Annotated in this window: 10 protein-coding genes; 5 read left to right on the top strand and 5 right to left on the bottom strand. The window is 58.8% G+C overall.

What is annotated here, in order from left to right:
- Positions 1–20: 20 nt before the first annotated feature.
- Both ACM6IR_RS06025 and ACM6IR_RS06030 read right to left on the bottom strand, forming a co-directional pair.
- A complete protein-coding gene (locus tag ACM6IR_RS06025) occupies positions 21–1,499 on the bottom strand; it encodes a hypothetical protein (RefSeq protein ID WP_414906850.1) in 1,479 nt (492 codons plus the stop codon).
- 559 nt (positions 1,500–2,058) lie between these two features.
- The gene (locus ACM6IR_RS06030; RefSeq protein WP_414906851.1) at positions 2,059–3,081 is read right to left on the bottom strand and encodes a zinc-dependent alcohol dehydrogenase family protein; all 1,023 of its coding nucleotides are present in this window, start codon (positions 3,079–3,081) and stop codon (positions 2,059–2,061) included.
- A 268-nt stretch (positions 3,082–3,349) separates the two neighbouring features.
- Between ACM6IR_RS06030 and ACM6IR_RS06035 the strand changes: the two genes are divergently transcribed.
- Positions 3,350–4,264, top strand: coding sequence for a LysR family transcriptional regulator (locus tag ACM6IR_RS06035; RefSeq protein ID WP_095631404.1), 915 nt, complete (start codon positions 3,350–3,352; stop codon positions 4,262–4,264).
- Positions 4,265–4,477: 213 nt separating this feature from the next.
- Complete coding sequence (locus ACM6IR_RS06040) at positions 4,478–6,022, top strand: Fic family protein (protein ID WP_414906852.1); 1,545 nt, start codon at positions 4,478–4,480, stop codon at positions 6,020–6,022.
- A 148-nt stretch (positions 6,023–6,170) separates the two neighbouring features.
- On the opposite strand, the gene ACM6IR_RS06045 is transcribed toward ACM6IR_RS06040, so the two are convergent.
- Both ACM6IR_RS06045 and ACM6IR_RS06050 read right to left on the bottom strand, forming a co-directional pair.
- Positions 6,171–7,544: a sensor histidine kinase gene (locus tag ACM6IR_RS06045; RefSeq protein WP_414906853.1), complete on the bottom strand. Its 1,374-nt coding sequence runs from the start codon at positions 7,542–7,544 to the stop codon at positions 6,171–6,173.
- A complete protein-coding gene (locus tag ACM6IR_RS06050) occupies positions 7,541–8,251 on the bottom strand; it encodes a response regulator (protein ID WP_414906854.1) in 711 nt (236 codons plus the stop codon). The genes ACM6IR_RS06045 and ACM6IR_RS06050 overlap by 4 nt, the downstream gene beginning before the upstream one ends.
- A gap of 237 nt (positions 8,252–8,488) precedes the next feature.
- On the opposite strand from ACM6IR_RS06050, the gene ACM6IR_RS06055 reads away from it, so the two are divergent.
- Entirely contained in the window at positions 8,489–8,758 is a 270-nt protein-coding gene (locus ACM6IR_RS06055; protein WP_414906855.1) for a hypothetical protein, read from the top strand.
- Positions 8,759–8,795: 37 nt separating this feature from the next.
- Positions 8,796–9,470, top strand: coding sequence for a DUF3313 domain-containing protein (locus tag ACM6IR_RS06060; RefSeq protein WP_414906856.1), 675 nt, complete (start codon positions 8,796–8,798; stop codon positions 9,468–9,470).
- A 142-nt stretch (positions 9,471–9,612) separates the two neighbouring features.
- On the opposite strand, the gene ACM6IR_RS06065 is transcribed toward ACM6IR_RS06060, so the two are convergent.
- A complete protein-coding gene (locus ACM6IR_RS06065) occupies positions 9,613–10,935 on the bottom strand; it encodes a DUF1329 domain-containing protein (protein ID WP_414906857.1) in 1,323 nt (440 codons plus the stop codon).
- A 549-nt stretch (positions 10,936–11,484) separates the two neighbouring features.
- Here ACM6IR_RS06065 and mexE point away from each other — a divergent pair.
- Positions 11,485–12,738: a multidrug efflux RND transporter periplasmic adaptor subunit MexE gene (gene mexE / locus ACM6IR_RS06070; RefSeq protein WP_414906858.1), complete on the top strand. Its 1,254-nt coding sequence runs from the start codon at positions 11,485–11,487 to the stop codon at positions 12,736–12,738.
- Positions 12,739–12,741 lie beyond the last annotated feature (3 nt).

The raw sequence follows: 12,741 nt of genomic DNA on the forward strand, positions 1-12,741 counted from the left end.
ACTCATCGAATCCGGCACGGTCAATGTCCCGCTGACCATTCACCCACCAGGGTGGCGTCATCATGATCATCGGATGCTTGTGCGTCAGCTGCTTGCGTATCGGGCACCCGGCCATCATTGGTGACCACCGGGCCCATGCTATAAAGCGTGCCGATCAAACTGACAGGCAACCCGCTGACATCGACCATCCATTGCAGAACCTGCTCCGGCACCGGATTGCCCTGCATTGCCCGGTGCAATTCAGGCATCGCCACGAGCATGCCGGGGTGGCAGTGGCGCAGAAAACGCTCCAACGTAGCGCCCTTCTCGACAAAAGGTGCAAAGAGCAGACACACCAGTTGAACCTCACTCAAACCTAAAGACTTCTGCACCTCGGCCGTTGCCAGTGTGCGCCGATCGGCCTGCGTCGCCGGGTTGCCAAACACTTTCACCGCTTGCTCGCACAAGCGCTCCGGAAGTCGTTTGCGACGCATCATCACCAAGGCCCGTTGCAGGTATTCGGCGACTCCGGCTTCGTAGCTCCGCCCTTGCGCGAAGCACGCCTGCAAACCTCGAAGGTGTGCGCAAATGGGGAGGCTGACGAACTCGTTGTCGCTGAGCTGAGCCGTCAGTTCATCGGGTTGAAAACCGAGAAATTCGGTGAGCAACGGCCAGCGCTCTTCCAGGTTACTGACCAACATATCGTGAAGGTCGATGAACGTGCTGCGGCGACAGGTTTCAAATTGTTCGGCCGGACGCCATGCCGCCTGCTCATGACCGGAATAAAATGCGCGGTAGCTATCGCAGCCCAACTCATCAAGCAGCTCGAACAGCACCTCGTACCCCGTTTCGCTGTGGTTCGATGTATTCAATCCGGCCTTGGCCGCAGCACGTTTCAAACCATCGATAAACTGCTTCTGCTGTCGCGGCGTATCGCTACTGATCAATGCGTCGACACCGCCGTCCCAACGGGCGATTTGCCCGTAGAACTCGCCGGTTGCCAGATACCCGTCGTCCCATAGATCGAGCGGCCCGTCCCAGACTCGACGATGCCCTACCATCAGCAGGTTCAACCGGTTGGACTCATGACCGGCACTCGAGAGCGGCGCGAGATGATTGAACGGCAGCACCTCCCGGTTATCGACCATCAACACTTCGACCCGCGGATCGTCGTAGAGGAACAGTGCGCTATAGCTGCGATGGATATTTTCCCGGGCCTTCGAGCTGGTGCCGTTCAGGCACAAGGACGCTACTCGCAACTGGAACGTGGCGGGCGCACGCCCGGCGATACTCAGTTGTGCGGCACGCAGCAGCGCAAGCGTGTAGCAACTGTCACGCGACCCGGACTGAATGGCCAGCACCTTGTATTCGCCAATGCGCTCCATGCCCCCGGCGGCGACCACCAGCCGCTGAATCATCAACTGTAACGCCGTGCGTTCGGCCCTGGAGAAAAAACTCAGTAACCGTTGCAGTACTTGCTGATAGACATAGTTCATCGCTTGATCATGAATATTGGTCATTTTTTATTTACCTGATGCTCGTAAGTTCGATATCGCGCAAACAACGACAGCCGCCACCGCGAGGGCAGCCTGACGCGCTTGAAGCACTGGACTTTATGGCCAAATGCTAACACTTAAATTTTTAGTAATTATTTGAAATGTTCGGGCGCCACCCGCATCCCCACCACAGGTGGAACGCTGCAAAGGCGTGTAATGCCGGCGTCTTGCGCCCGCGCGAGACTTCCTAGGAAATGTCTGACAGCGTCCCACAGACATTTAGCACAAGAAATAAAGAAATAAGTCGCCCATTGTTTTTTGGAAGCTGCGTAACAACGAACTATTTGCCAGACATATATCAACGGTATGCATTGAAAAGTATCAGCCTGATACCCAGCCATGACTCATTCCTTGAGATGAAAGTAATCATTCAATTATCAAGGCTTACAAAATGATTAGAAGATACAGATCGAGAGCAAAAACCAGTTCAGTTGCTGAATGGCCCCATCGACAGGTCAATGGGCAGTCTCATTTAGGGAAACGGCTGCAAAAAAGTCCGTGCGGACACGGACTTTTGGGAGGGTTACGCAGGTTCGACCTGGAGGGCGACCCGTTCGCGGCATGGGCATTCGTCCATGTAGCGGTGTGCTTCGACGAACTCGGCAAAAGGAAACACCCGGGTTTTGAGCGGCAGCAGCACGCGGTCGGCGGTCAGCTGGTTGATATCGCGCAAGGCACGTTGCAGTGCGGCCTGGTCCTGGATGATGCCCAGTTCCGGCTTACCGGTGAAGTTACCGATACAGTGCACGAAGAACTGGATGTTCTTCTGGAACGCTGCACAGGCCGGGAATGGCGTCTGGTTGCCACCTTGCAGGCCATACAACACCAGGCTACCGCGAGGCGCAAGCACGTCGCCGAGCAGTGACATCTGCGGGCCACCCAAGCCATCGAACACCACATCCACACCGCGGTTATCGGTGATCTTGTTGATCCGCAGCAGCAGATCCTCTTCTTCGGTGACGATCACTTTCTCGGCACCCAGGGACAGCAGGTATTCACGTTCTTCCGCCGTCTTGGTAGCGGCAATCACTCGCACGCCCAAGGCCTTGCCCAGTTGAACGAACGAAGGTCCGGCACAGTGACTGGCGTCGGTCACCAAGGCAAATTGCCCGGGCTTGACCCGTGCCAGATCGACGTAGGCGAAATAGGCGATCAACAGTGGCGTGTAATGCACGCTGGCTTCAATCGGGCTGAGCACGTCCGGGTAGCGGGTCAGTGCCGAGCGAGGCATGACGATCTGCTCGCCGTAGACCGGGTAGTCGTTCGCGCTTTGGGCCGGGAAGCTGGCGACCTTGTCACCGACGGCGAGGTCATCGACGCCCTCACCGACTGCGGTGACGATGCCGGACATTTCATGGCCCAGGCCTGCAGGTAGACGGGCATGGGACGAGGCCAGGTTCTGACGCCAGAGAATGTCGTACCAGCTGATGCCAATCGCCTCGACGCGCACCTGCACTTCGCCCGGCGCAGGCAGAGCGGCTGGATGCTCTTCGCATTTGAGCACCTCGGCTGGACCAAACTTGTGAAAACGGATCGTGCGGGACATCGCAAACCTCGTCAAAGAAACCTCTAATGCCATGAACTCTATCTGGGCTTTGTACCCAAGACTATCAGTGGCTATTAATAGTCGACATGCCTGTCATTGATTCCGTAGCACCGGTGACATCGTCAAATGCCAAAAAAACCGAAGCAGCCTTTTCAGGAAAACTGAATTACTCGGTGCAGAGTACCAGCCTTTACCCGTAAGATTCATGCCGGCCATTGTTCTTATGTGGCCGCTCACGTCAAGTTTGCTGACTCTGCCAGGACTCCAGATGAATCGTAATGACCTGCGTCGTGTCGACCTGAACCTGTTGATCGTATTCGAAACATTGATGCACGAACGCAGCGTGACCCGCGCGGCGGAGAAACTGTTCCTCGGCCAGCCGGCCATCAGTGCGGCGCTCTCACGCCTGCGCGGGCTGTTCGATGATCCGTTGTTCGTGCGCACCGGGCGCAGCATGGAGCCGTCCGCCCGTGCAGTGGAAATCTTTGCCCTGCTCTCCCCTGCACTGGATTCGATTTCCACCGCGGTCAGCCGTGCGGCGGAATTCGATCCCGCCACCAGTACGGCGGTATTCCGCATTGGCCTTTCGGACGACGTCGAATTCGCCCTGCTGCCGATGCTGCTCAAGCGCCTCCGTGCCGAATCGCCGGGGATCGTGCTGGTGGTGCGTCGGGCCAACTACATCCTGATGCCGAGCCTGCTGGCCTCGGGCGAGATCTCCATCGGCGTCAGTTACACCGCCGACCTGCCGGCCAACGCCAAGCGCAAGGTACTGCGGCGTAGCATGCCGAAGCTGTTGCGCGCCGACACCGTACCCGGCCCGTTGAGCCTGGATGACTTCTGCGCACGGCCTCACGCGCTGGTGTCATTCGCAGGCGACCTGAGCGGCTTCATAGATGAAGAGTTGGAAAAACTCGGACGCAAACGTCATGTGGTGCTTGCGGTGCCTCAGTTCAACGGCCTGAGCACGCTGATCAGCGGCACTGATATTGTGGCGACGGTGCCGGACTACACGGCTGAAGCGCTGACAGCCGCTGGCGGGGTGCGGGCAGAAGATCCGCCGTTGCCGGTGCGCAGCTTTGAGCTGCACATGGCCTGGCGCGGATCACAAGATAACGACCCGGGTGAGCGTTGGCTCAGGTCCAGGATTCAGATGTTCTTCGGGGACCCTGATAGTCTCTGAATGTGCCGACTCTGGGCGGCAAGGCATGGGCTTCCATGACACTGGCTCCAGGGTGTCCAACGGGTATCCCAGCCCTTATCGTTTTCGGCGAAAGTAGCTGAATCGTTATCAAATTTTAGTGAGCGTTAGCGTTTTCGCGCTCATCGAATTATTGTTTTCGCGTACTATCCCCTTCTGGTTATCATTTTTTAGCTCTCGTTAGGGGATTCGACCATGCAAGTAGGCTTCAAGGCACTCGCCGATCGCTACGCTATCGCGCTTGCACAACCCCTGCGTGTCGTATCGGTGATCGGTACGACACGGATGAGCCGCGAGAGCAACGGACATGTCGAGAACAAGTATCCCGCCAGCTACCAGCCGGCGGACAATTTCGCGGGGCATTTCGAGTTCGGGCTCAAGTACGAAGAAATTCACCTCGAGTTTTTCGCCCGTCTGTTTGCGGCGGCTGGCCCAGAGTCCATCGAAGCCTGGTGCCGGCAAGCGCCCTTTGGCCAATATGCCCGCCGCACCGGATTCCTGTACGAGTGGCTAACCGGACAGCATCTGGATGTGCCAGATGTGACCAATGGCGGCTATGTCGATGCCGTTTCATCGCAGTATTACCTGACCCGCGTTGAGCCCCTGCGGATACGGCGCTGGCGCATCAACGATAATCTGCCCGGCGTGCCGGAGTTCTGCCCCCTGGTCCGCCGTACCGATACCGTACAGCAAGCGCTGCAATTTGACCTGGATGCGGCACTGCGCGAGCTGAACCAAACCTTTGGCGCCGACATCCTGATGCGCACGGCCAGTTGGCTGACGTTCAAGGAGTCGCGTGCGAGCTTTCTGATCGAGAAAGAGGCAGACCAAGCCGACAGGATCCAGCGGTTTGCCCACGTGATCGCCAAGTACTGTGGCCATATCAAGGATCCGTTGAGCAACGATAGCCTGCATACGTTGCAAGCCGGTATTTTGGGTCATGAGTCCTTCGGACTGGGCCTGCGGCACTCGCCGGTCTTCGTAGGACAGGCGACCATGCGCGAGGACATCGTGCACTACATTGCGCCGCAATTTGAGGTGCTAACGCAACTGCTCGATGGCCTGAAAGCATTCGAGCTGGCAACACGGGGCGCCGAGCCGCTGGCCCGGGCAGCTGCAATCGCCTTCGCCTTTGTGTATATCCACCCCATGCGGGACGGCAATGGTCGGATCCATCGCTTCCTGATCAACGACACCCTGATCCGCGATAAGGCAGTGCCTGATGGCGTGATCCTGCCGGTGTCCGCCACCATCACGAGTTCGATCGATTTTCGGGCGCGCTACGATCGTACGCTGGAGGTGTTTTCGCGGCCATTCATGCAACGCTACGCAGCGTCCTATCGGTTTGGCGAACTCGTCGTCTACGAGGACGGTACCTCGAGCAACCTGGTCTTCGATGACTATAACGACGCGCAATTTGCATGGCGCTATCCCGATTTGACCGAACACGTCCTGTACACGGCGCAGGTCGTGGCGCATACGGTCCGTACCGAGATGGCCGATGAGGCCCGTGTGCTGGTCATTTTCCAGCGCGCCCAGGAGCGACTCAAAGAGGTGCTGGAAATGCCGGATCAGGACGCGAACCGCGTCATTCGCTCTCTCAAGGAAAATGGCTGGCAGGTATCTGGCAAATTGAAGAAAGCTTATCCGCAGCTGGACGACGCTCACCGGGCGGAACGTGTTGTGGAAGCCGTGCGCTCCGCATTCGAAGAACGAGAAGTGGGGAGCGGCGAAGAGTGATCTTCAACCTCACGTCTGTGTCTTTCACAACGCTTGGTTCTTGGACCGTTTAATACCCGAAGGAATTAAGGCTGTATGAGGTGGCGTCTCATTCCCTGTGGGAGCGAGCCTGCTCGCGAAGGCCGCGACTCGATTGACGCCTGAATCATTAGCTATTGCGTTGCCCAACCGCCTCCCCCTTCAACACCGGCAACACCACCCTCACCTCCAATCCTCCAGCCTTGCGGCTGCTCAGGGTCAACGCCCCGCCTTGCTCCAACACGATCGCTCTTGCCGCCGATAAACCCAACCCCACACCACCGGTGCTTTTATTGCGCGAGCTTTCCAGCCGGAAGAAAGGTGCAAACACCTGCTCATGGCTTTCGACCGGGATCCCCGGCCCGCGGTCCAGTATGAGAATGGTCACCTGCTCATCGTCGCCACGCAGTTCGACGGCCGGTTCGCAGGCGTATTTGATGGCGTTGTCCAGCAGGTTGGTGATGACGCGCTTGAGGCCCAGCGGACGACCAAAGAACACAAGATGGGGTGGGCCACTGAAGGTGATGTCGATGGACTGGTCGCGGTAGTCGTCGATGAGGGTTTGCAGCAGTTCTGCGAGGTCGAACTGCGTGGCCTGTTCCAGTCGGGCATCGTCGCGAAAGAATTCCAGGCTGGAGTTAATCATGGCCTGCATCTCGTCGACGTCGCGAAACAGTCGTTGCTGTTGCTCGGGGTCTTCAATGAATTCGCCACGCAGACGCATGCGGGTCAGGGGCGTGCGCAGGTCGTGGGAGATGGCCGCGAGCATCTGGGTGCGGTCGTTGATGAAATGTTGCAATTGAGCCTGCATCGCGTTGAACGCGAGGATCGCCTGGCGGATCTCCTGGGGGCCGACCGGTTCGATGGGCGGGGCGCGGAAGTCGACACCAAAACGTCGGGCGCCTTGGGCGAATTGTTGCAAGGGCCTGGCCAGGCGGCGGGTGGCAATCAGTGCGACGAGGCCGGTGGACAGCAGCACCAGTACGATCAGGATCAGGTCACGCTGCCACTGCCCCAGCCCCCAGCTACGCGAAGAAATACTGAACATCAGCCAGGAACCATCCATCAGTTGCACCAGCAAGGTGTAGTGGCCATTTTGCTGTGGCCAGTCGCCGGGCTGATAGGCCTCAAGTCGGCGCTTAGGGGCCTCGAACAGGCGCTGCACCTGAGGTGCGGCCGCACGACGGATTGCGTCGGGGACGGTCGGCACATCCAGTTCTTCACGGCTGGCGTGCCAACTGATGCTCAAGTTGCTGTCACTGGCGGTGGCGGCCAGGTGTTCGCGCTGCGCGGCGGGTGAAGCTTCGATCAGCTTGCTCAGCAAGGAAACCTTCTCCAGCAACCCGGTCTCGGTCAGCGGCGGATACGCCCAGACGCCCGCCAGCTGGGTGAACAGTGCGTTAAAGCCCAGCGAAGTGAGCATGGCGGCGATGGTAGTCAGGGCGACCCAGCGAGCTATTGTATCGCGCGCGCGCAGATGCCGGCCTGCCTTGCCCCCCGTCATTGGCGGGTCACATCGGGAGTGAACAGGTAGCCGACGTTGCGCACAGTGCGAATGATCTCCACGCGCTTGCTGTCGAACGCCAACTTGCGTCGCAAGCGGCTGACCTGAACGTCGATGCTCCGGTCGAATGCTTCATGGCTGCGACCTCGCGCCAGGTCCAGCAACAGTTCCCGGGTGAGGATGCGCTGCGAGTGCTCGACAAATACCAGCAACAAATCGAACTCCCCGGCGGACAACGGAATCATTACCTGATCCGGCGAGCGTAGCTCCCGCCGGGTCAGGTCCAGCTGCCAGTCGGCGAACTTGATCAGCGGCCGCGGCATCTGCCCGGACAACGGCCGGCTCTCCCCGGCCCGGCGCAACACCGCGCGCACCCGGGCCAACAGCTCACGAGCGTCGAAGGGTTTGCCGAGATAATCGTCGGCCCCCATCTCCAGCCCCACTACCCGGTCACTCAGCTCGCTCATGGCGGTCAGCATTATCACCGGCGTGGGGTATTGCTGGCGCAGGCGCTGGCACAGCGTCAACCCGTTTTCCCCCGGCAGCATCAGGTCGAGAATGATCAAGTCTGGTGCCTGACGTTCCATGGCCGACCACAGTGAGGTGCCATCGGTGGCGACCTCCACCGAATAGCCGTGTTGCACAAAAAATTTCTTCAGCAGAGCAAGGACCTCAAGGTCATCGTCCACGATCAAAAGACTGCTCACCGGCGCGTATCACTTCAGTTCTGTAAGACCTCACATCTAAAACCATTCGATGCGATCCGTCATATATTTCAACTCGGTAACAAAGTGTCGGCCCGGTAAAAAAACAGACATTCTCAAGCAAGGAGCGAATGCCAGTATTTGATTCCTTTCCTGCCAAGACGGTTTGCCATGCCTTCGCCCAAGCACGCCCCTGCCCTCATCCGTCAACCGACCCTTCCAGTGAAGAGGCCACAACCCATGCCGCCCAAGTATCAGTCACTACTACTGGAGCAACGGGTAGAGAAACACGCCAACGCTGCCCTGCACGTTCGCGAAACCAGCCTGAAACTGTCGGACGACCAGCGTGAAGTGATCCTCAGCCGCTATGTCGAGCATTACAGCCACGACGACGTAGAGTGGGTGGAAAGCAGCCACCGGGTGTCAGTGACCGACATGCTGAATTGGCTGACCAGCCATGGCGAGCCGCAAGCCCAGGTACAGGGTAACGATACGTCACGCACCGTTTGATGGGGCGGACAGCAACCAACGCAAAAATGAGAAACACATGAACAGCGTCAATAAACTTTTACTAGGTGTCGTATTGGGTAGCTTGATGCTAGGTGGTTGCACCTCGCGAATCACCCAGAAAGAGCAGTACACCGACTTCCTGGGCGACTCCAGCAACCTGCAAGAAGTCACTACCACCAGCGGCCAGAAGGCGATGCGTTGGGTCGCCCCTTCGTGGAACCCGGACGCTTACGACACAATCGCTTTCAAGCAATTTGAACTCTACCCGGCACATCAACCGGACGACAGGGTCAACCTCAAGACCCTTCAAGAGCTGCAGGCGTACATGACCCGTAGCGCCAAGAACGTCCTGGGTCAGAAATACTCGATCGTATCGAACGCCTACTCTGCGCCTGCCGGTTCGCGCACGCTGATCATCCGCGCCGCCATCACAGGCGTGACGGCGTCGAACGAAGGCATGCACTGGTATGAGGTCGTCCCGGTCGCCGCCCTCGTCGGCGGTGTGAGTGCTGCCACGGGCCACCGCGACCAGGACACCGAGCTTTATATCGAAGCCGAATTGATCGATGCGCGCAACGGCCAAATTGTGGCCAAAGTCGTGCGTAAAGTCTTTGGTGAAACCCTGAAAAACGCCAGCCAACCCGTTACCACCGATGACTTCAAAGTGGCGATCAACACAGTAAGCAGCGATTTGCAGGCGTTTTTCCGCTAACGCCAGACACCCCGCCTGGCCTCGGCTGCCGGGCGGAGTTCAATGCTGTAGCCATCGACCTCGCTTGACATCGAAGCGCTCGGCGCCGAGCTGATCCGCAACAAGTGCGCGGTATTTTGCGCCTGGGTTCACCACCGTGAGCTTAGCGAATGCCGGCACCCGCCATGGAATCCGGCGACCACTGTGCAGTCGACAACGGGTCGATGTACTTGATGCCGCCGTGAGGGCCGACCACACCATTGATGTTGTAAGAGCCGCGCTCCAGATCGTAAGTCATGAAAGGGGTGGCATCGGGCACCTTATGGTCGTAGCTCTGGCTGAGGAAGGCAAAGGAGCCGCGGTAAAGCTGGCCATTCGTGCCGTACTGATCGGAGGCCAGAGCGGCCCAACTGTCTTCATCCAGGTAGAAGCGACGTTTCTTATAGATGTGCTGCGCGCCGGGCTTGAGGTTACCCTCCACGACCCAGACGCGGTGTTTCTCCCAACGTACAAAATCGGGTGCGAGGTAATTGGGGGTGGTCAATGACTTGGCATCCTGGACGTAGGTCAACTTGTAGGTGTTGTAGGGCACGATCATTTCTTGCTTGCCCTTAAGCGTCCAGTCGTAAAGTTCCAATGCGCGAGCGGTACCGGGGTTAGGCGTGTCGTAGGCCAGGATTGATATCAGTTTGACGCGACGCTGGCCAGGCAAGTATTGCCAGGCACGACCCGGCTGCTGCGTCGGATTGGCGGCGTCTTTAAGCATGATCGACTCGCCGGCCCGGCGTGCAGGGCCGGTGTAGGACAACTTCATCTGATAGTAGATGTCGGTGTCGTTGATGGGCTTGGACATGTTTTCGTAAATCGGAAAGGAGATGAGCGCCTGGCCGGTGACCATCAGGCTCGGCACGCCAGCCGAGTCGACACTCCAGGAGTCATACTTGGAGGTGATGGTGACGCCCTGGTAGCGCAGCAAGAAATTCCACATTGCCTCGGCACCCGACTGTGGGATCGGGAACGGCACACCGGGCAGTGCGTTGTCGATGGCCAACCCGCCGTTGAGGGACTTGGCAGCGGTGGCATTTTTCCGGCTGTTGTCCAGCACCGCCTGTGGCAGTGCTGCGCTGCGGTGGGTCGGATACACGTCGATGCGGTAGCCGGGAAAACGCTTGGCCAGCTCCGCCGTGGTGGCCGTGAGCATGCCCTCATACTGGTCGAGGTTCTTGCCATTGATCACCAACAGCGGTTTTTCGCCGGCGTACGGGTCCGGGCGCATGTTATCGCCCACCTTGAAGCTGGCAGGCGCGGTGCTCAGGCCACCGTTATAGGCCGGGATGGAGCCATCGGCATTGCCGGCCTTTTCGGCCCCCACCAGGGTCAGGCTGACACCCAGCTTGGCGGCTTCTTGACTCGGAACGGACGCTTGGGCACCGATGGCCAGTGCCATGATGAACGAAGCAGGCAGTAATTTTTTAACGAATATCATATTGTTATTCTCCTGCTTAGCGAACTGAACAACCCGTGAACCAGAGGGTGCAGTCGGGCGTATCAGTTTCAATCGCCAGCGGTTTTTCATTTGTGCTGTCATTAAGAGTCACCCCACCGGGGGGCGCTTCTCATTTGACGTCATCGACTTCGCTATTGATGACAGATTTGAATTTGTCCCGGGCTGGAGCCCCGTAACGGGTTCTGTTGCGACCAACGGCTAGGGGGCCGGACGGTCTGGCTTGATCTGTACGAAGGCGCCTGGCCCTATCGCGAGCAGGCTCACTCCCACATTTGGAAAGCGTTTCCCTGTGGGAGCGAGCCTGCTCGCGAAGGCCGCGACTCGGTCTGAGGTCTTATTCTTGCACCCTCGGCAACACTGAATTGTCATCAGTCGAGTTGATCGCGTTCCAATCCAGGGCGCAGGCTAGAGGGCTCGCCCGGCGCCTATATCATTCCGAATGATAGTTACCTTTGCTTCATTCGATTCGTGAGATCTCCCCCCGCCGAGCATCATCCGCCCATTCTCAATACATTGGCGGATGCATCCATGGAACAGTCATTCAAACATTTGCGCTTCCCGTTGGCCCTGTTGGCCGTGATGGTGATGAGCGCTTGCGGCAAGGCGCCAGCGACCGCCGCCATGCCGCCCGCAGCCAAAGTCAGCGTGGCCAAGGTGCTGGAACAACCGGTTAACGAGTGGGACGAATTCACCGGGCGCCTTGAAGCGCCGGAAACCGTAGAAATCCGTCCACGGGTCTCCGGCCAGATCGATGAAGTCGCCTTCACCGAAGGCGCACTGGTCAAGAAAGGCGACTTGCTGTTCCAGATTGACCCACGCCCGTTCCAGGCCGAGGTTCGCCGCCTTGAAGCGCTGGTCGCTCAGGGCCGCGCCAATGCCATTCGCAGCGAAAACGAAGCCCAGCGCGGTGAACGCCTGCGTACCAGCAACGCGATCTCCGCCGAGCTGGCCGATTCGCGCACCAGCGCTGCTCAAGAAGCCCGCGCCGCGGTCGGAGCCGTCCAGGCGCAACTGGACCTGGCCAAACTGAACCTGAGCTTCACCCGTGTTACCGCGCCGATCAGTGGGCGCGTCAGCCGGGCGGAAATTACCGCCGGCAACCTGGTGACCGCCGACACCACCGCACTGACCAGTGTGGTGTCCACCGACAAGGTCTACGCCTACTTCGATGCTGACGAACGTGTCTTCCTCAAGTACACCGAGCTCGCTCGCCAGGGCAAACGCGGTGCAACTACCCCGGTTTACCTCGGCCTGTCCAATGAAGACGGTAACCCGCACCTGGGCGTAATGAACTTCGTCGATAACCAGGTCAACCCGAAAACCGGCACCATCCGTGGTCGCGCCGTGTTCGACAACACCGACGGCACTTACACCCCTGGCCTGTATGCACGCCTGAAACTGGTTGGCAGCGGCACCTACTCCGCGGTGTTGATCAACGACGAAGCGGTCGGGACCGATCTGGGCAAGAAGTTTGTGCTGGTGATGGATGCCGACAACAAAACGGCGTACCGCGCGGTTGAACTGGGTCCGAAGATCGAAGGTTTGCGCATCGTGCGCAGCGGCCTGAACAAGGATGACACCGTCATCGTCAAAGGCCTGCAACGGGTTCGTCCGGGTTCACCGGTCACCCCTGAAGTGATCCCGATGGCCAGCGAGCAAACCCTCGCGGCACTCGCACAACAACGACAAGCGCTGGAAGCCAGCAACCTGCCCCAAGTCGCGCCTGCCAAGGTCGCGCCGGGTTCGGTTGTGAAACTGGCTGCTGCGACTCCACGCGGTTAAGGG

This window comes from Pseudomonas sp. IT-P253, assembly GCF_949768125.1.
Classification (GTDB): Bacteria; Pseudomonadota; Gammaproteobacteria; order Pseudomonadales; family Pseudomonadaceae; genus Aquipseudomonas.

Coding starts and splice junctions, on each gene's coding strand:
- ACM6IR_RS06025 (WP_414906850.1), bottom strand. CDS start 1,499: ATGACCAATATTCATGATCAAGCGATGAACTATGTCTATCAGCAAGTA.
- ACM6IR_RS06030 (WP_414906851.1), bottom strand. CDS start 3,081: ATGTCCCGCACGATCCGTTTTCACAAGTTTGGTCCAGCCGAGGTGCTC.
- ACM6IR_RS06035 (WP_095631404.1), top strand. CDS start 3,350: ATGAATCGTAATGACCTGCGTCGTGTCGACCTGAACCTGTTGATCGTA.
- ACM6IR_RS06040 (WP_414906852.1), top strand. CDS start 4,478: ATGCAAGTAGGCTTCAAGGCACTCGCCGATCGCTACGCTATCGCGCTT.
- ACM6IR_RS06045 (WP_414906853.1), bottom strand. CDS start 7,544: ATGACGGGGGGCAAGGCAGGCCGGCATCTGCGCGCGCGCGATACAATA.
- ACM6IR_RS06055 (WP_414906855.1), top strand. CDS start 8,489: ATGCCGCCCAAGTATCAGTCACTACTACTGGAGCAACGGGTAGAGAAA.
- ACM6IR_RS06060 (WP_414906856.1), top strand. CDS start 8,796: ATGAACAGCGTCAATAAACTTTTACTAGGTGTCGTATTGGGTAGCTTG.
- ACM6IR_RS06065 (WP_414906857.1), bottom strand. CDS start 10,935: ATGATATTCGTTAAAAAATTACTGCCTGCTTCGTTCATCATGGCACTG.
- mexE (WP_414906858.1), top strand. CDS start 11,485: ATGGAACAGTCATTCAAACATTTGCGCTTCCCGTTGGCCCTGTTGGCC.